The following is a 23,530-nucleotide window of genomic DNA, read 5'->3' on the forward strand; positions in this document are numbered from 1 at the left end:
ATTTATTTTTTAGCTTTTTTTGTGGTCGTTTTTTTGGCAGCTGTTTTTTTCTTTGCAGGTGCTTTCTTTTTTGTTGCTTTCTTCTTAGGTGCTTTTTTTTCAATCATCGCTTTTACCTCAGCTAAGGTTAAAGCTTCTGCATCTGTAGTTTTTGGCAACTCTATTTTAGTTTTACCTTTTATCACTTTAAAACGACCCCAACGCGCTTTCTCCACACGAATTCCTTCTTCTTCCCAATTATGTATTACTTTTTCTCGCTCCTTGCGCTTTTTATCCTCTATAAGCTCTACAATATCATCTTCTGATAGATTATCAAAATCGTATTTTTTATTAACGTTGATAAATATGCTATTCCATTTTAAGTAAGGCCCAAAACGACCTACACCTTTTTGTACTCCCATTCCCTCATACTCATAAATAGGTGCGTCTGCTTTTTCCTTAGCTTTTATCAACTCCATTGCTCTATCAAAAGTAACATCTAACGGATCTTCTCCTTTATCTAAAGAAACGTATTTCTTACCGTATTTAACGTAAGGTCCAAAACGACCATTATTCACCTCAACAGCTTCCCCTTCATATTCCCCTATTTCTTTTGGAAGTTTAAATAAGTCCATTGCTTGTTCATAGGTAATATTTGAAAGCGTTTGATCTGGCCCTAAACTCGCAAAGAGAGGTTTTTCTTCATCTTCTACACTTCCTATTTGAACCATAGGCCCAAACTTTCCTAAACGTGCACTTACTGGTTTTCCAGATTTAGGATCTTTCCCTAAAACACGTTCTCCAACTTCCCTTTCTGCATTTTCGGCAACATCTTTTACGGTAGGATGAAACTCGTCATAAAACTCATTCATCATCTCCGTCCATTTTTCGTTTCCTTCGGCAATATCATCAAAATCCTGCTCTACTTTTGCTGTAAAGTTGTAATCTAAGATATTGCTAAAATGCTGCACCAAGAAATCATTAACCACCATTCCTACATCGGTTGGGATTAATTTTCCTTTATCACTCCCTACCATTTCCGATAAGGTTTTTTCTACAATTTTATCTGCTTTAAGCTTAAATTTTACATATTCTCGCTCTTTTCCATCAATAGAACCCTTTTCAATGTACTTTCTATTCTGAATAGTAGAAATGGTTGGCGCATAAGTAGAAGGTCTTCCTATTCCTAATTCTTCTAATTTCTTTACTAAAGAGGCTTCGGTATAACGAGATGGAGGTCTTGTAAATCGTTCTGTAGCTGTAATATACTCACTATTTAATGTGTCGTCATTTTTCATTGCTGGCAACAAACCTGCCTGCTCTTCCTCTTCGTCATCTTTTCCTTCTAAGTATACTTTTAAGAATCCATCAAACTTTAGCATTTCACCATTTGCTGTGAACTGCTTTTCGTGAGTATCAGCTTCTATTTTTACATTGGTTCTTTCTAACTGCGCATCACTCATTTGTGAAGCAATAGCTCTTTTCCAGATCAATTCGTATAAACGTTGCTGATCTCTTTCTGCGGGAACGCTATGGTTATCAAAATGCGTAGGTCGAATCGCTTCGTGTGCTTCTTGAGCGCCTTTAGATTTCCCCTTGTAGTTTCTAGCGTTTAAATATTTTTCTCCGTAAGCGGAATTAATCTCGTGTGCGGCGCCTTTTTTTGCTTCATCAGAAAGGTTGACACTATCGGTTCTCATATAAGTAATATGACCCGCTTCATATAAACGTTGCGCCATATTCATCGTTTTACTTACCGAAAAATATAATTTTCGTGCAGCTTCTTGCTGAAGCGTTGATGTGGTAAATGGCGGCGCCGGACTTTTCTTTGCTGGCTTTTTAGTAAGATCTGCTACCTTAAAATTGGCTCCTATATTTTCCTTTAAAAAGGCTTCCGCTTTAGCTTTACTAGAAAAGTTTTTTGGGATTTTTGCTTTAAAACTTTTTCCATCTGAAGTTGAAAACTCTGCATCTATTCTAAACGAAGCTTCGGTTTTAAAATCAAGTACTTCTCTTTCTCGCTCTACAATTAATCGTACAGAAACAGATTGCACTCGCCCTGCAGAAAGACCACCTTTTACTTTTCTCCACAACACAGGAGAAAGCTCATACCCCACCAAACGATCTAATACACGTCTGGCTTGTTGAGCATTCACCAAATTGTAATCTATTTCTCGAGGATTATCGATAGCTTTTAAAATAGCGTTTTTAGTGATCTCATGAAAAACGATACGCCTAGTCTTCTCTTTAGCGAGTTTTAACTCTTCTGCTAAGTGCCAAGCAATTGCTTCTCCTTCTCGGTCTTCATCACTTGCTAACCAAACCATTTCTGAACTGTCTGCTAATTTTTTTAATTTTCTAACGACGTCCTTTTTATCTTTACTAACTACATATTTAGGCTTAAAATCTTTTTCTACATCTACCCCTAGTTCTTTGGTAGGAAGATCTGCAATATGCCCAAAACTAGACTCTACTTTATAATCTTTACCTAAAAACTTTTCAATGGTTTTCGCCTTTGCAGGGGACTCCACAATCACTAAATTCTTCGCCATAATAGTTATTTTTCGAAATGCAAAAGTATATGAATTTTTTAAAATGAAGCTTTTAAGTGTAAAAATGATGTTTGAAAACGTATTGTTTTACAATTCATTTAGCAAAAATAAAGTCTTTATATGAACTCATTCTCAGTTAAATTTTCAAATAAGAAAAACCTTTTTACCAGTATTCGTGTACTAAAACCGTTGCTTCATTCAAAATTCAAGGCTGTCAGTTTGTCAGAATTTTGTTTTAACTGTATCTTTGCTTTCTCAATTTTAGGATTACAATAGATTATGGAGAAGGTTATTGAAGAAAGTAAACAAGGGAACTCCCTTGTATTAGAAGGAAAAGCGACCAATACTAAAAAATTATTTATAGAAAGTTATGGTTGCCAAATGAACTTTAGCGATAGCGAAGTAGTGGCTTCTATTCTTACACAAGAAGGTTTTAACACTACCCAAAAATTAGAAGAAGCAGATTTGGTTTTGGTCAACACTTGTTCTATTAGAGATAAGGCCGAACAAACCGTAAGAAAACGTTTAGAAAAATACAATGCCGTAAAAAAAATCAACCCGAAAATGAAAGTTGGTGTATTGGGTTGTATGGCAGAACGCTTAAAGGAAAAGTTTTTAGACGAAGAAAAAATTGTAGATCTCGTTGTAGGTCCCGATGCTTATAAAGATCTCCCTAACTTAATTCAAGAAGTGGAAGAAGGTAGAAATGCCGTAAATGTTATTTTATCTAAAGAAGAAACTTACGGAGATATTTCTCCTGTTAGACTTCAATCTAATGGCGTTTCGGCGTATGTTTCAATTACACGTGGTTGTGATAATATGTGTACTTTTTGTGTAGTTCCTTTTACACGCGGTAGAGAACGTAGTAGAGATCCGCAAAGTATATTAGAGGAGGTACAAGACTTAGCCAATAAAGGATATAAAGAAATTACTTTATTAGGACAAAATGTAGATAGTTACCTATGGTATGGAGGTGGTTTGAAGAAAGATTTTGAAAAAGCTACCGAAATGCAAAAAGCAACTTCGGTTAACTTTTGCAATTTGTTAGAAATGGTAGCCAAAGCACATCCTAAAATGCGAATTCGTTTTTCTACTTCTAATCCGCAAGACATGACAGTAGAAGTTATTGAAACGATGGCCAAGCATGACAATATTTGCAAATCGATTCATTTACCTGTTCAAAGCGGAAGCAATCGTATTTTAAAGAAAATGAACCGCTTACATACGAGAGAAGAATATTTTGAATTGATAGATAATATTGAGCGAATTCTTCCTGAGTGTTCTATCTCTCAAGATATGATTGCTGGTTTCCCAACCGAAACTGAAGAAGATCATCAAGACACGCTTTCCTTAATGCGAAAAGTAAAATATGCATTCGGATTTATGTATGCTTATTCTGAAAGACCAGGAACCATGGCTGGAAGAAAATTAGAAGATGATGTTCCTAAAGAAACTAAACAGCGGAGACTTGCCGAAATAATTGCTTTACAAAGAGAACATGCAGCTTATAGAACACAATCGCATTTAGGCAAAGTAGAGGAAATCCTTATTGAAAAAGAATCGAAGAAGTCTAATTTACACTGGAGTGGAAGAAATACGCAAAACACCACGGTAGTTTTTCCTAAAGAAAATTATAAAGTTGGTGATTTTGTAATGGTACACATAGATGATTGTACTAGCGCAACTTTAATAGGAACTCCCGTAGGATATTCAGATAACAATTAAATTCCGCTTGACGGAAAACAAATATGGAATCAGTACAAGCAACAAAACAACGATTTGGAATTATAGGAAACGATGCCGCTCTTAATCGCTCGGTAGAAAAAGCCATACAAGTGGCTCCTACCGACATATCGGTATTGGTAACTGGAGAAAGTGGTGTAGGTAAAGAAAGTATTCCTAAGATTATTCATTCTTTATCACATAGAAAACACGGCAAGTATATTGCTGTAAACTGCGGAGCTATTCCTGAAGGAACCATAGATAGTGAACTTTTTGGACATGAAAAAGGTGCTTTTACCGGAGCTACACAAACTCGAAGCGGTTATTTTGAAGTTGCCGATGGCGGAACCATTTTTTTAGATGAAGTAGGAGAATTACCTCTTACCACTCAAGTTCGCTTATTAAGAGTATTAGAAAATGGCGAGTTTATAAAAGTCGGTTCTTCTAAAGTGCAAAAAACCAACGTAAGAATTGTGGCTGCCACAAACGTAGAAATGTTTGAAGCTATAAAAAAGGAGAAGTTTAGAGAAGATTTATACTACCGTTTAAGTACCGTAGAAATTAACCTTCCCCCATTGCGCGAGCGTAAAGATGATATTCATTTATTGTTTAGAAAATTCGCTTCAGATTTTGCATTGAAATATAAAATGCCAGCGATTAAATTAGACGATGCTGCTACGCAAATGCTGCTTAAATATCGTTGGGCGGGTAATATTAGACAATTAAGAAACGTTGCAGAACAAATATCGGTTTTAGAACAAAAGCGAGAAATTACTTCAGAAACCTTGCACGGATATTTACCTAACCAAGGCTCTAATCTTCCTGCAGTCATTAACGAAAAGAAAAAGGAAAGTGATTTTAGCAATGAACGCGAAATTCTCTACAAAGTTCTTTTTGATATGAAGAGTGACCTTAACGACTTAAAAAAACTGACGCTAGAATTAATGCGTAACGGTAATAATGACGAGGTTAAGAATGACAATGAAAGTCTGATTCAAAAAATATATGGCGATTCTGAAGAGCAAGAACAATATGAAGAAGAGCTAGAAGAACAAATGGAAGTACTTCAAATTCCAGAGAAAAACAATGCTTCTCTACAGCAAGATAAATACGCTTTCGCGGAAGAAATTGAAGAAGAAGAAACACTTTCTTTACAAGATAAAGAATTAGAACTCATCAAGAAGTCGCTAGAACGCCATAGCGGAAAACGAAAAGCTGCAGCCGATGAGTTAGGAATAAGTGAACGCACCCTATATAGAAAGATAAAACAATACGACTTATAGAATCTCCTTTTACTATGATAAAAAATTTAAAAATTAGTTTTTTAGCCAGTATAGCTTTACTTCTTTCTAGCTGCGGTATTTACTCTCTCTCTGGAGCCGATATTGGAGATGCAGAAACCTTCCAAGTCAATTTTTTTCAAAACAACGCCAGTTTAATTGAGCCGGGGATTGATAGAATTTTCACCAATCAATTGCAAGATTTTATTAACGGGCAAACCAGTTTAAATTTAACCAATGAAGGAGGAGATCTAATTTACGAAGGGGAAATTACGCAATACTATATTGCGCCTATGACCTCTACTAGTCAAAATACAGCAGCTCAAAACCGATTAACCATAGCGGTAAATGTTAGATTTTTCAATAACAAACAACCTGAAAAGGATTTTGAACGAAGTTTTTCTTTCTATTATGACTATCCTGCAGATGAGCAATTAGTCGGCTCTACCTTAGATACCGCATTAGAAGAAATTTACTTAAGAATTAACCAAGATATTTTTAATGCTTCTTTAACCGATTGGTAATTTATTTATGACAAAAGAAGAGTACATCTCGCACTTAGAAAACAATCCGTCGTTGCCAGAAAGCAGTTTGAGGGATTATCAACTTTTGTTGGAACAATTTCCTTATTTTCAATCTGCCAGAGCCATTCAACTAAAAGCTTTAAAACAGCATCACAGCTTTAATTATAACCTTGAACTAAAAAAGACTGCAGCTTACACCACTAACCGGGAAGTTTTATTTGATTACGTTATTTCTGAAAGTTTTAATCAACAAGAGGTTTCAGAAAAAATAAAATATAGAACTCATCTAGAGAATGAGAAAGATGAAAATTTAGAAATGAACTTAACGGAAGCCAATCAGGTATTAGATCCGTATTTATTTCAAGAAGTTTCTTCTAAAGAGGAAGAAATTGAACAGGAAAAGGTAGAAGAAGATGCTTTAGAACAAGGTAAACCTTTAGAATTCACCTCTAGAGAAAAGCATTCTTTTACTGAATGGCTCCAACTTACCTCTTCGAAACCTATTAAGCCAATTGACAAAAAAGAGGATATTTCCCAGAGATCTAACGATAATTTTAAGTTAATTGATGAATTTATTGAGAAAAAACCTAAAATTATTCCTTCAAAAGAACATCAAGCTAAACCGATTAAAATTAGTTCAGAGCCTACCAATACAAGCTTAATGACTGAAACTTTGGCTAGAGTTTACTTAGAACAGAAAAATTATTCTAAAGCAATTCAAGCATTTAAAATATTAATTTTGAAAAATCCCGAAAAAAGTGGTTTATTTGCAGACCAAATTCGAGCGATCGAAAAATTACAAGAAAACAAATAACAATGAATACATTTACAATATTTTTAGTCTTAATCGTTATCGTAGCATTTTTGCTTGTAGTCGTTATCATGGTGCAAAATCCTAAAGGAGGAGGGTTATCTTCATCTTTTGGAGGAGGAGGTACCCAAGTAGGAGGTGCTCAAAACACCACCAACTTTTTAGATAAAAGTACCTGGACTCTAGCTACAGTACTGTTAGTGCTAATATTATTATCTAATTTAGCAATAATGGATGGTAATGGAGTTGCAGAATCTAGAATTATGGGTGACGACACTCAAACTACTGTTCCTGCAGAAACTCCAGCTTCTAACGACGAAGGAGGGATTAGAGAATAAAACTTATTACCTTATATAAAAATGCCATCTGTCTTGTGACAAGATGGCATTTTTTTTTGCCCTTGACAGATGAAAATCACTTGGCATAATTTTCGTCTGTTATGTTTCAACTATGAAAATAATTTTTAACTAAAATATTAAAACAATGGGATTAAAATTTAAACCTCTAGCTGATAGAGTTGTCGTAGAGCCTGCTGCTGCAGAAACTAAAACGGCATCTGGTCTTTATATTCCAGATTCTGCCAAAGAAAAACCACAACAAGGTAAAGTCGTAGCTGTTGGTAAAGGTACCAAAGATCATGATATGACAGTAAAAACAGGAGATGCTGTTCTTTACGGAAAGTTTTCTGGTACAGAGCTTAAGTTAGATGGGAAAGATTATTTAATTATGAGAGAAGATGAAATCTTAGGAATTCTATAATTCTCATCTCTAAAATTTAATTCTAATTATTCGAAACATACGTTTCAACAAAAAAAATAAAAATGGCAAAAGATATAAAATTTGATATTGAAGCACGCGACGGGATTAAGCGCGGAGTAGATGCTTTAGCAAACGCAGTAAAAGTAACTTTAGGACCAAAAGGTCGTAATGTAATTATTAGCAAATCATTTGGAGCACCAGTAGTTACCAAAGATGGAGTTTCTGTAGCAAAAGAAATTGAGCTAGAAGATCCTTTAGAAAATATGGGAGCTCAAATGGTAAAAGAAGTAGCTTCAAAAACCAACGATTTAGCAGGAGATGGTACTACTACCGCTACTGTATTAGCACAAGCTATCGTAAAAGAAGGTCTTAAGAATGTAGCAGCAGGAGCTAACCCAATGGATCTAAAAAGAGGGATAGACAAAGCTGTTGAAGCTATTACTAAGGACTTAGCAAAGCAAACTAAAGAAGTAGGAAGCTCTTCAGATCAAATTAAGCAAGTAGCTTCAATTTCTGCTAACAATGACGAGTTAATTGGTGAGTTGATCGCTGAGGCTTTTGCTAAAGTTGGAAAAGAAGGAGTGATTACTGTAGAAGAAGCAAAAGGTACTGAAACTTATGTAGATGTTGTAGAGGGAATGCAGTTTGACAGAGGATACCTTTCTCCATATTTCGTTACTAATAGCGAAAAAATGACTACAGATTTAGAGAATCCTTACATCTTGATTTTTGATAAGAAAATCTCTACGATGAAAGATTTAATGCCAATTTTAGAGCCCGTAGCACAAAGTGGTAAGCCTTTATTAATTATTGCTGAAGATGTTGACGGAGAAGCTTTAGCTACTTTGGTAGTGAATAAATTAAGAGGTTCTTTAAAAATTGCTGCTGTAAAAGCACCAGGATTTGGAGATCGTAGAAAGGCAATGTTAGAAGATATTGCTATCATTACTGGTGGCACAGTAATCTCTGAAGAAAGAGGTTTCACTTTAGAAAATGCAACTCTAGAACAACTTGGAACTGCAGAAAAAGTAAGTATCGACAAAGACAATACAACTATCGTAAATGGATCTGGTGATAATGATACTATCAAGAATCGTGTGAACCAAATTAAAGCACAGATAGAAAGTACTACTTCAGATTATGACAAGGAAAAACTTCAAGAACGATTAGCTAAACTTGCTGGTGGTGTTGCTGTACTATATGTAGGTGCTGCTTCAGAAGTTGAAATGAAAGAGAAGAAAGACCGTGTTGATGATGCTTTGCACGCAACGAGAGCTGCTGTAGAAGAAGGTATAGTTGCTGGTGGAGGTGTTGCTTTAGTTAGAGCTAAAGCTGTACTAGATAAGCTAAAAGCTGATAATACTGATGAAGGTACGGGAATTCAAATTGTAGCTCGCGCTATCGAATCTCCATTAAGAACTATTGTTGAAAATGCTGGTGGAGAAGGTTCTGTAGTGATCAATAAAGTTTTAGAAGGTAAGAAAGACTTTGGTTACGATGCTAAAACTGAAACTTATGTAGATATGTTGAAAGCAGGAATTATAGATCCTAAAAAAGTAACACGTGTAGCTTTAGAAAATGCAGCTTCTGTAAGCGGTATGATCTTAACTACAGAGTGTGCATTAATTGATATTCCTGAAGAAGGAGCTGGTGGTGGTATGCCACAAGGAATGGGTGGCGGTATGCCAGGAATGATGTAATCATTTTCATTCAACAACCTATACAAAGAAACCCACTTCAATGAAGTGGGTTTCTTTTTTATGATTATTTAGCTTACGCTGAATTAAATAAAAAAAGGCTACCCTTCGAGGTAGCCTTTATAACTTTAAAGAAAGTTCTGCTAAGAAACTGCCTTTAACTTTTTAATCGTGCTTTTGTCTAACGCTTTTTCCGCGTAAGCTTTAGTCACTTTTAATTCTTTCTCTTTACCTTCTGGCATTTCGAACATAGCATCGGTTAAGATAGCTTCGCATAAAGAACGTAATCCTCTAGCTCCCAACTTATACTCAATAGCTTTTGTAACGATATAATCTAACGCACCATCGGTAACACTAAACTCTATATCGTCCATCTCAAACAACTTTGTATATTGTTTAATCAAAGAATTCTTAGGTTCAGTTAAAATAGCCCTAAGCGTTTCTTCATCAAGCGGATTCATATAGGTTAAAACAGGAAGTCGCCCAATAATTTCAGGAATCAATCCGAAGTCTTTTAAATCTTTTGGAATAATATATTTAAGGATATTATCCTGTTCAATAGTATCTTCAGATTTAGAAGCACTATACCCTACGGCTTGTAAATTAAGTCGTTTAGTAATATTTTTTTCAATTCCGTCAAAAGCCCCTCCAGCAATAAATAAGATATTCTCTGTATTTACTTCAATAAATTTTTGATCAGGATGCTTTCTTCCTCCTTTAGGCGGCACATTTACTGTTGTACCTTCTAAAAGTTTTAGTAAAGCTTGCTGAACTCCTTCCCCACTCACATCTCTAGTAATAGAAGGGTTATCGCTCTTTCGTGCAATCTTATCTATCTCATCAATAAAAACAATACCTTGCTGAGCTTTTTCCAGGTTATAATCTGCAGCTTGCAATAATCTTGTTAAAATACTTTCTACATCTTCTCCTACATAACCTGCTTCTGTTAAAACCGTAGCATCAACAATTGCTAAAGGCACATTAAGCATTTTTGCAATGGTTTTTGCCATTAAGGTTTTACCAGTACCTGTTTGCCCCACCATAATGATGTTACTCTTCTGGATCTCGATATCATCATCACTTTTAGGTTGTAGTAAACGCTTGTAGTGATTGTAAACCGCTACAGAAAGTACTTTCTTGGTATACTCCTGCCCAATGACATAATCATCTACAAAACTTTTAATGGATTTTGGTTTGCGTAATTTAAACTCCGTAGAAAGTTCTAGTGCTCCTTCTTGTTTCGATTCTTCCACCACGATGCCGTGAGCTTGCTCAATACAGCGATCACATATATGTGCATCCAAGCCTGCAATTAACAAACTGGTATCTGGTTTCTTTCTTCCGCAAAACGAACATTCTAATTCTTCTTTCGCCATATCTATCCTTTATGCTTTGATTTCTCCTCTTGTTAAAATTTCATCAATCATACCGTATTCTTTAGCTTTATCTGCTTTCATCCAGTAGTCACGGTCACTGTCTTCGTGCACTTTATCATAATCTTGCCCACTGTGCTTAGCTATAATATTGTATAACTCTTGCTTTAAGGTAAGAATTTCTCTTGCGGTAATTTCAATATCACTTGCTTGACCTTGAACACCTCCTAATGGCTGGTGAATCATAACTCTAGAATGTGGTAATCCGCTACGTTTTCCTGCAGCTCCGGCGCATAATAATACTGCTCCCATTGATGCCGCCATACCTGTACAAATAGTTGCTATATCTGGCTTTATAAACTGCATCGTATCATAAATTCCTAATCCTGCATATACACTTCCTCCTGGAGAGTTAATGTAGATTTGAATATCTTTATTAGCATCTGTACTCTCTAAAAAAAGCATTTGAGCCTGTACAATATTTGCTATTTGATCGTTAATCCCTGTTCCTAAAAAGATAATTCTATCCATCATCAATCTAGAAAAGACATCCATAGCTACCGCATTCATTTGTCTTTCTTCAATAATATTAGGTGTCATCCCAGTAGGTGTCATACTACTTACTATTTTGGAATAATAGTTTGGATTAATCCCTTGATCTTTGGTCGCAAATTTTTCAAATTCTTTTCCGAAATCCATATTTTTTTTTGTTTGTGGCTTTAAAAAGCCCTGTGTTTATTGACTAAAAAAGGCGTTATCCCATATTGGTTTAACGCCTTAAATATAAGTATTAATTCTATAAAAGACTACCTGTAAACTTCCTTAACAAAATTTTCGTAAGTCATCTCCTTTTTATCCAAGTTGATGTTTTCTTTGTAGAATTCTAATAACTTTTGGTTCATCACTTGCTCAGATAATTTCTTTACCTCATCTTGGTTAGAAAGTACTCTTGCAGTAATATCATCTAAATCTTTTTCTGAAGGATCCATCTGACCGAATTGCGCCATTTGCATTTTAATACGGTCTCTAGTAATCTCTTTAATTTCATCAAATTGAACTTGAAGATCGTTATCTTGAACTAATTTCCCTTCAATTAACTGAAAACGTAAACCTTTTTCACTTTTTTCGTACTCTTCTTTAGCTTCTTCTGCTGTAAGTTGCTTTTCCCCACTTACTTGAATCCATTTTTGTAAGAATTCCGCCGGAAGGCTAAAGTTTGTATTTTCAATTAAACGCTCTGTTACATCGTTTAACAACTGCTGATCGCTTTGTTGTTTAAACTGATTTTCTGCGTCTTCTTTTATTTTTTCTTTAAGTTCAGTTACCGTTTTCACGTTCCCTTCACCAAAAAGCTTATCAAATAATTCTTGATCCAATTCTGCAAGCTCTTGTTGATTAACTTCTGTAATTTCAAAAGTAACCTCCACATCTAAATCGTGTGCTTTATCGTGTTCTACCTTTAAGAATTCGATAAGATCGTGATCATCTTCAAAAAGACTTTTTGTTTTTAAACTGATTGTGTCACCTACTTTCGATCCCACAAATTTATTTAAATTTCTTTTACCTTTTAGCTTTTCTAATGGAAGAGTGGTCGTATTTTCAATTCCCTCTTCTTCATTTTTAAAAGTACCAGCAACAACATCTCCTTCTTCAACTTCTTCTTTAGAAACTAATTTCCCGTACTGCTTTTGGATGGTTTTGATTTGATTATCAATCATCTCCTCATCTGCAACAATTTGGTATTGTGTGATAGCCTCTTTAGTTTTTAAGTCTACATCAAATTTTGGAGAAAGACCTAATTCAAACTCAAAAGAATAATCATCTTGTTGCCAATCGAAGCTTTCTTGCTCTTTTGGTAATGGATTTCCAAGGATCTCTAATTTCTCTTCAGTAATGTAGTTATTAAGAGATTCCTGTAAAATTTTGTTTACCTCATCAACTAATACAGCTTGACCGTATTGTTTTTTCACCATTCCCATAGGTACATGACCTTTTCTAAAACCAGGAATGTTAGCCGTCTTACGGTAATCTTTTAAAATCTTCTCTACTTTTGGGTTGTAATCATCTTTTTTGATATCAACCTTTATTACAGCATTTAGCTCGTCTATATTCTCTCTTGTAATTTCCATGCTTAAAACTTCTAAATTTTGGAGTGCAAAATTACAATTTATTTACCTGCCAACCAAGTTTTTAATTAACTTGATGACGTGATTTTTATTTTACGGAAGCTAATCGGTTATCGAATCAAGAATAGATTGTAAGATTGAAAGACAAACACTAAAAATAAGCGCCCACCAAAATCCGTCTACCTCAAAACCACCAATTAAACCATCTGCTACCAATATGATAAAAGCATTGATAACCAGTAGAAATAAACCTAATGTAACAATCGTAACAGGAAGTGTTAATAACACTAAAATAGGCCTAACGATTAAATTAAGTAAGCCTAAAATAACCGCTACGATAATAGCCGTAACATAACTAGAAGTGGTGACTCCTGGTAAAATTTCAGCCAAAATAACTACTAATATAGCTGTAACAAGAATTTTAAGAATGAGTTTCATATATCTATCTAAGTTTATTCTAAAAATAAGAAAGGCATTCTAGATATAGAATGCCTTTTTAAAAAAATTAACTTTCAACTAGTCTCCTAAAGAAGGATCACCGCTATAATCTCCAATGTTTACACTTGGTATAGTAGCATTGTAAGTTGTATTAATAGATTTTATAATTTCATTAGCTATAAAAGCATACCCTCTAGGGGTTAAGTGAATTCCATCTAAAGAAAAAGCTCCTCCAGTAGCAAATTCTCCCGTTATAGAACCACCATCAAAAGAAATACCAGAAGTAGCCACTCTTTCCAATATCGCATTAGCGTCTACAAAAGCTAAACCTTTATCTGCAGCGATAGATTCTATAATTTGATTAAACGCCGCTGTCGCAGTCGCCACCTCTTCTTGTTCTGATGGAATTAACACAAATTGATCTTGCATAGGATAAGTTACTCCGTTTACTGCTAACTGACCAGCAATTTCTTGTGGCACACCTACACCAACTAATTCTGCCAAACGATCCTCATTTAAAGTACCAATTACAGAAGAACTTGGCAATACTAACAAATCATTTTCATTTGCTTGTCTTGCTTGTCCATATTGCGCTCCATAAATAGCTGCTGTTTGTGGGTCTAAACCACCTGCAACAAGTACTTGAGTCAATTGAGCAGAAATATTTGCCAAAGATTCATCTTGAACAACAATACCACTTGCCCCCGTAGTAGAAAACTGAATTGATCTTTCAGGCACACCTAAGAATGCGAAAGCTTGATTTAACTGAGCGTATGTAGCATTTAAAGTTGGAATTTGATCACCTAAAGTAGCAGGCGATAAAGGATTAAATGGCACCGTATTAAAGTAAGGAGTTGAAGTTACATTTGGAATATTCAAAACGACCCCAGCACTTGCTGATCCTAAAAGCGCATCCACTTCTTGACTGTATACAGATGCAAAAACATTAGTATCTGTAATATCATTGCTTCCATACGTAGCAGGATCTAAATTTCCTTGCTGACTAACTCCTGCCCCACCAGCGGAAGCATAACCTAACACATCGTTATTTCCTATCCATAAACTAAAGAACGTTGGGTTTTGCGCCACGGCGTCCCCCAATACTGTTGCCTCTGCAGAAGAACGAAAACGTACGAAATAAGGATTTGATTGACCTGTAGACACACCTGCTACATTTCCATAACCTGGAGCCATTAGGTGATAACTTTTCGCCCCAGGAACTCCCATATTATTAAAAGATCCCGTAAGTGTATTTGAAATTTCTGTAGTTGGAGTTCCCGAAATTGGTGTTGGTGCTGGCGCACCATTTACAACAGATAACGTCAAACGGTTATTTGCTATTTGATCACCTTGAAGTAAAAGTCCGCCAAGGTTATCATTCATTAAAGGCTGAGTAAAATCTCCTCCACCTACACGCTCAAACTGTTGTGCTAAAATATTAGGATAAGAATTTTTTTGCCCACTAACATACAACGCATTATCTGCATAACCTGCTGTTAAAGAATTTCCTACCGCAACATAATTGCTAAAATCTGCACTTCCTTGGTCATATACCTTATCATCTTCAACAGATTCATCAAACTCTGGTTCACAAGCCACCAATCCTAAAGCTAGAACTGCAGCATATTTTATATAATTTCTCATTGTTATCATTTCTATTATAAATTAAATGTTACACCCAAACCTGCTAAAAAAGCGTTACTCTTATAGGTTCCTTCAAATGGTACACTTTGCCCATTTTCTGTATAAAAATCATAAGAGGCATCAATTTCATTAAATCTTAGGTAAGTTACAGAGGCATCTAAAGCAAATCTCTTACTTAATTGGTAAGAAAAACCACCGGTAAATCCGTGGGAATCATTTCTTGGTGTTTCTGGAGCAAAATAACCTGATTGTACTGGAGACTCATCTAAGTAATATCCTGCTCTTAAGGTTAATTGATCTAGAGCTTCATACTGTAAACCAAATCTATAAGTAGAAGCATTTTTGTAGTTTCTAGGGTTAGAAGAATCTGGAACACCTTCTGGTTCAAAATCAATCAACAAATCATTATAAACACTCCAATAAGCTCTGTTATAATCAAATGCGAACAACCACTTATCTAGGAAGCTGTAAGATAAACCTACAGTCATTTCGGCAGGCATTGGTAAAGAAGCATCAAAATTCACCGTTCCATTTTGTACTGGTGACAATGGAGAGTTAGGCACATTAGAGAAAGTAGCGTCACCGTTTTCTGCTTCTAAGATAACTTCAGAACGGTAATTAAATCCTATTCTAAAATTTTCTGTTGGAGTAAACATCCAAGAAGCAGACCAGCCCCAATTGGTAACGTTAGAAGCATCAATTTCTACATTAGATCGATCTCCTTGTTCATCTGTAAGAGTTCTATTCACGTTTCTATTAAAGTTTACACCTCCTGTTACATAAATTGGACCACCACCAATACTAAAATATTCAGATAATCTTAATGAAACTAACGGCTGAATATAAATAGCCTGTAAATCAATATTATTAACTAAATGTGATCCCGCCCAATCTGTTGGATATTCTACTGTACTTCCATAAGGAGAATAAGCACTTAACCCTACTGAGAGAAAATCGGTTACTTTATATGAAGCGTAAAAATAAAAGGGTGTCCCTATTGGGTTATCTGTTTCTGCAAACTGGCCAGATTCTACATTTTGCCATTTTACATTAGACATAACACCTGTTACACCAGCTGATATATTTAATTTGTTTTCTAAATAAACTAATCCTGCGGGGTTAAAGAAAGCCAATTCTGCACTGTTAACGACTGCCACTCCCGTGTGCCCCATTGCCAAAGCTCTTTGACCCTGAGCGCTCACTCGATAACCACCTGCATACGTAACACTCGCAGCAAGCAAAAATGCTGCAAAAAATAGTAGTTTTTTCATAATCATAGAAGATATATTAAGTTATTTCATTATTTCAAATTTAGCATAAAATAGAATATAGGCAAGCATTTTTGAGAAATATTATGCAGGCATAGTAAATTTATGAGAATTTATCAATAAAAGCCATAATTATTTGAAAAAAATCATCTGACTTTTCTGCGTGAACCCAATGCCCCGCATCTTTAATTGTTACTAAGTTACTTTTAGGAAAGTGAGATTTTATTAACTCTCTGTCGTCTTTACGGATGTAATTAGAGTTCCCCCCACTTACAAATAAAGTATCCTTTTCAAATGTATCGTTCTCCTCTAAAGCTTTTCCTACACTCTCCACTTTTTCTTTTAAGATGTCTAGATTCATTCTTAAAGCCAACTTCCCTTTCTCCTTCCAGTACAGGTTTTTTAAAAGAAATTGTCTTACTCCCCATTCTGAAATATACTCTTCTAATTTTTCATCGGCTAAGCCTCTAGAGTCTAACTCTGCATTTTGTAGCATAGTTAAGCCTTCTAAAATGGTTTGGTGATGAGGCTCATAATATTTTGGAGCGATATCTACTACGATTAGGTTGTCTATTAAATTTGGATATTTCGTCGCCACCTTCATCGCAGTTTTCCCTCCCATAGAATGACCTAGCAAAATAATATTTTTTAGATTTTTTTCTTCACAATATTCCTTAATGTCCTCTGCCATTAGTTCATAACTAAACTCATCTGTATGCGGACTACGACCGTGATTTCTTTGATCAACCAAATGAACTTGAAACCCCTTTTCTGAGAATTCTTTTCCTAAAGTTTTCCAGTTATCACCCATTCCTAAAAAACCGTGCAGAATGACAAATGGCTTCCCTTCTCCTATTACTTTTGAATATAATTTCATTACTGAAGTAGTTTTAGGTATTTATGAATAACTGTTTCTAAACCTTCATAAAGCGACTCTGCAATTAACGCATGACCTATAGAAACTTCCAATAAACCAGGAATATTTTTTTTAAAAAACTCAATGTTCTGCAATGATAAATCATGACCTGCATTTATCCCTAAACCTAAATCATTGGCAATTTCCGCGCAAGCGATATAAGGTTTAATAGCATCATGATTTCCTTTTTCATATTCGCTAGCAAAATCTTCTGTGTATAACTCTATTCTATCTGCTCCCGTATGTATTGCATTTTTAATCATTTCGGGATTAGGGTCTACAAAAATAGATGTACGAATACCTTTACTCTTAAACTCAGAAATTACTTCGGTTAAAAACTCCTTATTTTTAACTGTATCCCAACCTGCATTAGAAGTAATAGCATCTACCGCATCTGGAACCAAGGTAACTTGCGTGGGTTGATTTTGGATAACTAGATCTATAAATTTTGTAACAGGATTACCTTCTATATTAAATTCTGTCTTTACCACAGGCTGCAAATCCCTTACATCTTGGTAAGTTATATGTCGCTCATCTGGTCTTGGATGCACTGTTATTCCCTGTGCTCCAAATTCTTCAATATCCTTTGCAGCTTTTACTACATTGGGGATATTACCACCACGTGCATTTCTTAAGGTGGCTATTTTATTGATATTAACACTTAATTTTGTCATAGGTTTGTCTTTAGCTTTACAAAAATACAAAGTTGCCATTCTTTCATGTGGTATAATTTAATTAATTTGCAGTTAAAACGCACAGAGTATGCTATTGTCTAATTACATTATTAAGGATATTGAAATCCAATCTGTAAATCAGCCTATAAAGAATTTGAAAAAGCTTTTTAACGAACTTACCTATACACATATTCCAGTCGAAAAGGATGGAGTTTTTATAGGTTCTATTAGCGAAAATGATTTAAGATGCTTTGATAATGAAAAAACTTTAGAGGATTATCAATATGCTCTGGAGCGATTTTTTGTTCGTGACACCGAAAATTGGCTAGAAGTTTTAAAAAACTTTAGCGTTAACAATGCCAACCTTATGCCGGTATTAGAAGATAAATCTAATAAATACCTTGGTTACCTTGAATTAGGAGATATTATGTCTTTCTTTAATGAAACTCCATTTTTAAATGAAAGCGGTGCCATTTTAGTGGTTGAAAAAAACTTTACGGAATATTCTTTTAGTGAAATTAGTCAGATTATAGAATCATCAAACAATAAATTATTAGGTGCTTTTGTAAGTAAAATTGAAAATGATGTAGCAGAAATCACTATAAAAACCAATATTTCTGGAGTTAATGATGTAATCCAAACCTTAAGACGATACGGCTACAATATTCTAAGCTCACACGAAGAAGACACTTACACCAAAAACTTACAAGAAAGATCTGACTACCTAGATAAATACCTGAATATATGAAAGTAGCAATTTACGGACAGTTTTATCATAAAAACTCCGGTCAGTATATTCAAGAGCTTTTAGACGCCCTAGAATTACAAGATATACAAGTAGAGATTGAAGCTAATTTTCTTAAAATTATTAATGAAAATAGTAGCATAGAGAAGCAATACACCAATTTTTCTACCTTTACAAAACTTGATAGTTCCTATCAATTATTTTTTAGTATTGGTGGAGACGGTACGATTTTAAAAAGCATCAATTTTGTAAGAGACTTAGACATTCCTATCGTTGGTATTAACACAGGAAGATTAGGTTTTTTAGCAACTATACAAAAAGAGAACATCAAAAAAATGATGTTAGCTATAAAGGAAAAAAAATACTCTATATCAAAAAGAGAATTAATCACCATTGCAACATCTCCACAAAACGATAGTCTTTCTAATATGAACTTTGCTTTAAATGAGATCGCAATTAGTAGAAAGAACACCACTTCGATGATCACCATCGAGACTTGGCTAGACGGCAAATACCTAAATGCGTATTGGGCAGACGGTTTAATTATTGCTACGCCAACTGGTTCAACAGGTTACTCTTTAAGTTGCGGAGGTCCAATTATAGACCCTAAAACTAAAGCGTTAGCTATAACACCTATTGCTCCTCACAACTTAAACGCAAGACCTTTAATGATTCCAGATAACACAGAGCTAACACTTAAAGTTTCCGGAAGAGAAAATGAGTTTTTAGTTTCGTTAGATTCACGATTAACCAGTCTTCATAACGATACCACCATCACCATTAAAAAAGCACCTTTCACTATAGGTTTAGTTCTATTAAATGAAGATAGTTTCATCAAAACTCTAAGACAAAAGTTACTTTGGGGAGAAGATAAAAGAAACTAAAACAATAAAAACGAGTATAATTTGTTAATCATAGAAGTACAAAAACCATATAAATTAAGTTAGAGAAAACTTAATTCATATATTTGCAAACTTTTGAAAATCTATGAGGTATTTAATTGCTGTGATAACCATACTTATGTGTGTGAAAGATATACGTTCTCAAACCTATGAAATTGGCCCCTATATAGGAGGTGCTAATTATATTGGTGACGTAGGATCTACTAGCTATATAGCTCCAAAAAGCTTACTAGCTGGAGGTATTTTTAAATGGAATAGAAGTAAAAGACACTCTTTTAGATTTTCTATTCTTCACACTTCTTTAGAGGCAGATGATAAAAATTCTGATGAAAACAGGAGACAAGAAAGAGGGTATTCATTTAAAAATGAAATTACCGAGGCTTCTTTAGGCATTGAATACACGTTCTGGGAGTGGAATCTTCACAACCTTAAGCCTCAACTCACACCCTATTTATATACAGGTTTAACAGGAGTTTTTACTGACAATCAATATGTAGACAGGACCAATCGTATTGTTCCTGGTGATAATAAAATTACGGCAGCCATCCCTATGGTTATAGGAGTAAAAGGCACTTTAAACACCAATTGGGTTTTAGGAATTGAAGCCGGTGCTCGTTACACCTTTACCGATAACCTTGACGGAAGTAATCCTGAAGAGTTTGACGGTGGTGAAGTTTACCCTTCTTTTGGTAATCCCAACACAAATGATTGGTATATGTTTGTAGGAGTCACCTTAACTTATACCTTTGGCCGAAAACCTTGTTATTGCGCTTTTTAATGAATTTGAAAGAAAAAATAAATAAACAAAAGCTTCCACAACACATCGCCATAATTATGGACGGTAACGGTAGGTGGGCAAAAAAACAAGGCTTTTTAAGAGCTGTAGGTCACGAAAAAGGAACAGTTGCGGTTAGAGAAACCGTTGAAATTTGTGCCGAAACAGGTGTAAAAAACTTAACTCTTTTCGCTTTTTCTACAGAAAACTGGAACCGACCAAAATTAGAAGTTAAAACCCTTATGAAGTTATTGGTTTCTTCTCTTAAGAAAGAAATTAAAACTTTAATGGACAACAACATACAGCTTAAAGCTATTGGTTGTTTAGATAATTTACCCTCCAAGGCTAAAAAAGAATTAGAAGAAGTAATTGAAAAAACTTCTAACAATAATTTAATGACCCTAACATTAGCACTTAGCTACGGTTCTAGAGAAGAACTTTTAAGTGTCATAAAAAGAATAAGCGAAAAGGTTTCAGCGCAAGAAATTGAAACCAGTGAAATTAATGAAGATTTCGTACAGCAGCATTTGTACACTCACGATCTACCCGATGTAGATTTATTGATTAGAACAAGTGGAGAACGTCGTATTAGTAATTTCCTGTTGTGGCAAATCGCTTACGCGGAATTATATTTTACAGATATTTTGTGGCCAGATTTCCGCAAAGAAGACTTATTAGAAGCAATACTAAATTATCAAAACAGAGAACGAAGATTTGGAAAAACCAGTGAACAAATCAATTAATATATTGATGTTAAAGAAACTATTACTTTTAATAATTTGTGTACTCGCATTTAACCACACTCAGGCACAAGATATAGCTATTGCCAACGGTAAAAAATATACCGTAGGTGAAATTAGTGTTGTGGGAAGCCAAAATTACAACGAGCAAACTGTGATTGCTTTTACGGGACTTAAAACCGGAGAAGAGATCTTTATTCCAGGAGACAGAATTAGCAGTATTATCAAAAAGCTTTGGGATCTTGGGCTATTTAGTGACATTAACCTCTACGTTACCAATGTTAACGGAAATGTAGCCGATTTAGAATTAGAAATTCAAGAGGTACCAGAGTTAAAAGAAGTTGAAATCGTAGGTCTTAAAAAGAAAAAGAAACGAAAAGATATAATTAAGGATAATGACCTTAAAGCAGGTTCTAAAGTTACCGAGAACTTAATTACAAAAACAAGAAATAATATTAAGAATTCTTATGCTCAAGACGGTTATCTTAATGCAAAAGTAGATATAAGAACAAATACTGTAAAAGATACCGCAGAAGTTTCTGAAGCCGAACAAGTAGATATGATCTTAAGAATAGATCGAGGTGAAAAAGTGAAAGTTGCAGATATCCACATTAACGGGAATGAAATTTTTAGCGATGGTAAAGTACGTCGTCAATTAAAAACGAAGCAAAAAAGCTTCTTTAGATTTTGGAAGAGATCTAAGTATATTGAAGATGAATACGAGCTTGGTAAAGAAAAAATTATAGACAAATACAAATCTAAAGGCTATCGTGATGCCAGGATTGTATCAGACACGCTTGTTAAACTAAACGAAAAAGATGTTGAGCTTACCATTAATTTAGAAGAAGGCAATAAGTACTACTTTGGAGATATTAGTTTTTTAGGAAACAGTATTTATTCAGATAGAGAATTAAAAAATATCTTAGGAATTTCTAAAGGAGATGTATATAATGGAACCTTATTAGAAAAGAAAATTAGTGATCCAACTCAGCCAGATGCAGATGATTTAACTAACTTATATCAAAATAACGGGTATTTATTTGCTCAAATTAATCCGGTTGAAACAAGAATATATAACGATACGATAGACTTTGAAATACGTGTAAGAGAAGGTAAAATTGCTTATTTTGATAGAATTACCGTTACCGGAAATGACAAAACGAACGATCACGTAATATACCGAAACATAAGAACAAGACCTGGTCAAAAATACAGTAAGCAAGATGTGGTAAGAACGGTTAGAGAGTTAGGAGCTACAGGCTTCTTTGATGCTGAGCAACTTTCTCCAGATTTTAAAGTAAACCCAGCTGATGCTACTGTAGATTTAGATTACAAAGTAGTTGAAAGTGGAGCTAGCCAAGTAGAACTTCAAGGAGGTTATGGCGGCGGAGGTTTTGTAGGAACTTTAGGCTTATCTTTTAACAACTTCTCTTTAAAGGGAATTTTAGACAAAGATGCTTATAAACCTTTACCTATGGGTGACGGGCAAACCTTATCATTAAGAGCACAAGCAGCGAGTTTTTATCAAACTTACAGTTTATCATTCTCAGAGCCTTGGTTAGGAGGAAAAAAACCAATTCGTTTAACCACCTCTTTTTCTCATACTGTTCAATATTTCTATGATGCTTTTGAAAGAGAAGCAGATAGAGACAGAAGGTTTTTAATTACTGGTGGTTCTATAGGCTTAGCAAAGAGACTTACTATTCCTGATGATTTCTTTACAGCATCTGTAGCTCTAAGTTATCAACATTATAATTTAAAAAACTATAATATAGGTTTATTTACATTCCCTGATGGATACGCTAACAATATCGCCATTACATTTGGATTAAGCAGAGATAATACATACACCAATCCTGTTTTTCCAATGGGTGGATCTAAATTTAATATTTCAGCAAAAGTTACCCCTCCCTACTCAGCTTGGAATGGTGTAGATTATGCTAATTTAGGTGACGATCCAGAGTTTCAAACCAATGGAGAGGCCGATGTAGCTAAGATTGACCAAGAAAGATTTAAGCTGTTAGAATACTACAAAATTAAATTTAAAGGAGAATGGTATAATAAGATTGCAGGAAAATTAGTACTTAAAGCCGCCACAGAATATGGTTTCTTAGGCGCTTATGATAACGATAGAGGTATTCCTCCCTTTGAAAGATTTTATTTAGGAGGAGATGGTTTAGGAGGATACAGCCTTGACGGAAGGGAAAACATTGCGCTTAGAGGATATCCAAATCAATCATTAATACCAAAAGATCGAGGTCTTGGTTCTAATTTAAGTAGAAATGACGGAGCTACAATTTACAATAAATATTCGTTAGAATTAAGATACCCTATTACACTTAAACCAACTGCTTCTATATATACCTTAGCATTTGTTGAAGGTGGAGCTAGTTACGATGGCTTCAAAGACTTTAATCCTTTTCAACTAAGTAGATCTGCTGGTTTAGGTTTACGTATTTTTATGCCTGCATTTGGTCTTTTAGGTATTGATTTCGGTTATGGATTTGACCCTATCCCTGGAACAAATAACGGTGCTAATGGATGGGAAACTCATTTTATTATCGGACAGCAATTTTAAATTGGCACGATATTTTCTAATATGAAC

General features: G+C 34.7%; 21 protein-coding genes. 12 read left to right on the forward strand and 9 right to left on the reverse strand.

The annotated features are described in order from the left end of the window. Positions 1-2: 2 nt before the first annotated feature. Positions 3-2,531 (reverse strand): type I DNA topoisomerase, encoded by a 2,529-nt coding sequence (gene topA / locus FT986_RS09335; RefSeq protein ID WP_147864801.1) that lies wholly within the window; start codon positions 2,529-2,531, stop codon positions 3-5. 279 nt (positions 2,532-2,810) lie between these two features. On the opposite strand from topA, the gene miaB reads away from it, so the two are divergent. The 7 genes from miaB (at position 2,811) to groL (ending at position 9,327) form a co-directional block, all read left to right on the forward strand. Then, the gene (gene miaB / locus FT986_RS09340) at positions 2,811-4,256 is read left to right on the forward strand and encodes a tRNA (N6-isopentenyl adenosine(37)-C2)-methylthiotransferase MiaB (protein WP_147864802.1); all 1,446 of its coding nucleotides are present in this window, start codon (positions 2,811-2,813) and stop codon (positions 4,254-4,256) included. 23 nt (positions 4,257-4,279) lie between these two features. Beyond that, a complete protein-coding gene (locus tag FT986_RS09345; protein ID WP_147864803.1) occupies positions 4,280-5,536 on the forward strand; it encodes a sigma-54-dependent Fis family transcriptional regulator in 1,257 nt (418 codons plus the stop codon). A 14-nt stretch (positions 5,537-5,550) separates the two neighbouring features. Further along, the gene (locus FT986_RS09350; RefSeq protein ID WP_147864804.1) at positions 5,551-6,057 is read left to right on the forward strand and encodes an LptE family protein; all 507 of its coding nucleotides are present in this window, start codon (positions 5,551-5,553) and stop codon (positions 6,055-6,057) included. Between the two features lie 7 nt (positions 6,058-6,064). Next, entirely contained in the window at positions 6,065-6,871 is an 807-nt protein-coding gene (locus tag FT986_RS09355; protein WP_147864805.1) for a hypothetical protein, read from the forward strand. A 2-nt stretch (positions 6,872-6,873) separates the two neighbouring features. Continuing rightward, positions 6,874-7,206, forward strand: coding sequence for a preprotein translocase subunit SecG (secG, locus tag FT986_RS09360; protein ID WP_147864806.1), 333 nt, complete (start codon positions 6,874-6,876; stop codon positions 7,204-7,206). Between the two features lie 145 nt (positions 7,207-7,351). Next, a complete protein-coding gene (gene groES / locus FT986_RS09365; RefSeq protein ID WP_111540662.1) occupies positions 7,352-7,627 on the forward strand; it encodes a co-chaperone GroES in 276 nt (91 codons plus the stop codon). Positions 7,628-7,689: 62 nt separating this feature from the next. Beyond that, positions 7,690-9,327 (forward strand): chaperonin GroEL, encoded by a 1,638-nt coding sequence (groL, locus tag FT986_RS09370; protein ID WP_111540663.1) that lies wholly within the window; start codon positions 7,690-7,692, stop codon positions 9,325-9,327. Positions 9,328-9,467: 140 nt separating this feature from the next. Here the strand turns inward: groL and clpX are convergent, their stop codons facing one another. The 8 genes from clpX to FT986_RS09410 form a co-directional block, all read right to left on the reverse strand. Then, complete coding sequence (gene clpX / locus FT986_RS09375; protein WP_147864807.1) at positions 9,468-10,700, reverse strand: ATP-dependent Clp protease ATP-binding subunit ClpX; 1,233 nt, start codon at positions 10,698-10,700, stop codon at positions 9,468-9,470. Between the two features lie 9 nt (positions 10,701-10,709). After that, entirely contained in the window at positions 10,710-11,396 is a 687-nt protein-coding gene (clpP, locus tag FT986_RS09380; RefSeq protein ID WP_147864808.1) for an ATP-dependent Clp endopeptidase proteolytic subunit ClpP, read from the reverse strand. A 107-nt stretch (positions 11,397-11,503) separates the two neighbouring features. Then, complete coding sequence (gene tig, locus FT986_RS09385) at positions 11,504-12,826, reverse strand: trigger factor (protein ID WP_147864809.1); 1,323 nt, start codon at positions 12,824-12,826, stop codon at positions 11,504-11,506. 99 nt (positions 12,827-12,925) lie between these two features. Then, complete coding sequence (locus FT986_RS09390; RefSeq protein WP_111540667.1) at positions 12,926-13,261, reverse strand: phage holin family protein; 336 nt, start codon at positions 13,259-13,261, stop codon at positions 12,926-12,928. A 78-nt stretch (positions 13,262-13,339) separates the two neighbouring features. Beyond that, the gene (locus FT986_RS09395; RefSeq protein ID WP_147864810.1) at positions 13,340-14,905 is read right to left on the reverse strand and encodes a G-D-S-L family lipolytic protein; all 1,566 of its coding nucleotides are present in this window, start codon (positions 14,903-14,905) and stop codon (positions 13,340-13,342) included. Positions 14,906-14,919: 14 nt separating this feature from the next. Continuing rightward, positions 14,920-16,176, reverse strand: a complete 1,257-nt coding sequence (locus tag FT986_RS09400) for an OmpP1/FadL family transporter (protein ID WP_147864811.1) — start codon at positions 16,174-16,176, stop codon at positions 14,920-14,922. A gap of 100 nt (positions 16,177-16,276) precedes the next feature. Next, a complete protein-coding gene (locus FT986_RS09405) occupies positions 16,277-17,050 on the reverse strand; it encodes an alpha/beta fold hydrolase (RefSeq protein WP_147864812.1) in 774 nt (257 codons plus the stop codon). After that, positions 17,050-17,763, reverse strand: coding sequence for a pyridoxine 5'-phosphate synthase (locus tag FT986_RS09410; RefSeq protein ID WP_147864813.1), 714 nt, complete (start codon positions 17,761-17,763; stop codon positions 17,050-17,052). Before FT986_RS09410 ends, FT986_RS09405 begins: the two co-directional genes overlap by 1 nt. A gap of 88 nt (positions 17,764-17,851) precedes the next feature. Between FT986_RS09410 and FT986_RS09415 the strand changes: the two genes are divergently transcribed. The 5 genes from FT986_RS09415 (at position 17,852) to FT986_RS09435 (ending at position 23,503) form a co-directional block, all read left to right on the forward strand. Beyond that, positions 17,852-18,511 (forward strand): CBS domain-containing protein, encoded by a 660-nt coding sequence (locus FT986_RS09415; protein WP_147864814.1) that lies wholly within the window; start codon positions 17,852-17,854, stop codon positions 18,509-18,511. After that, positions 18,508-19,392, forward strand: a complete 885-nt coding sequence (locus FT986_RS09420; protein ID WP_147864815.1) for an NAD kinase — start codon at positions 18,508-18,510, stop codon at positions 19,390-19,392. Before FT986_RS09415 ends, FT986_RS09420 begins: the two co-directional genes overlap by 4 nt. 103 nt (positions 19,393-19,495) lie before the next feature. Further along, positions 19,496-20,188 (forward strand): DUF6089 family protein, encoded by a 693-nt coding sequence (locus FT986_RS09425; RefSeq protein WP_147864816.1) that lies wholly within the window; start codon positions 19,496-19,498, stop codon positions 20,186-20,188. After that, positions 20,188-20,928 carry an isoprenyl transferase gene (locus FT986_RS09430; RefSeq protein ID WP_147864817.1) on the forward strand — a complete coding sequence of 247 codons (741 nt, stop codon included), beginning with the start codon at positions 20,188-20,190 and terminating at the stop codon, positions 20,926-20,928. Before FT986_RS09425 ends, FT986_RS09430 begins: the two co-directional genes overlap by 1 nt. Before the next feature lie 7 nt (positions 20,929-20,935). Continuing rightward, positions 20,936-23,503, forward strand: a complete 2,568-nt coding sequence (locus FT986_RS09435) for an outer membrane protein assembly factor (protein ID WP_147864818.1) — start codon at positions 20,936-20,938, stop codon at positions 23,501-23,503. Positions 23,504-23,530: the final 27 nt, after the last annotated feature.

The organism is Mesonia sp. K4-1, assembly GCF_008017825.1.
In the GTDB taxonomy this organism is placed as follows: domain Bacteria; phylum Bacteroidota; class Bacteroidia; order Flavobacteriales; family Flavobacteriaceae; genus Mesonia.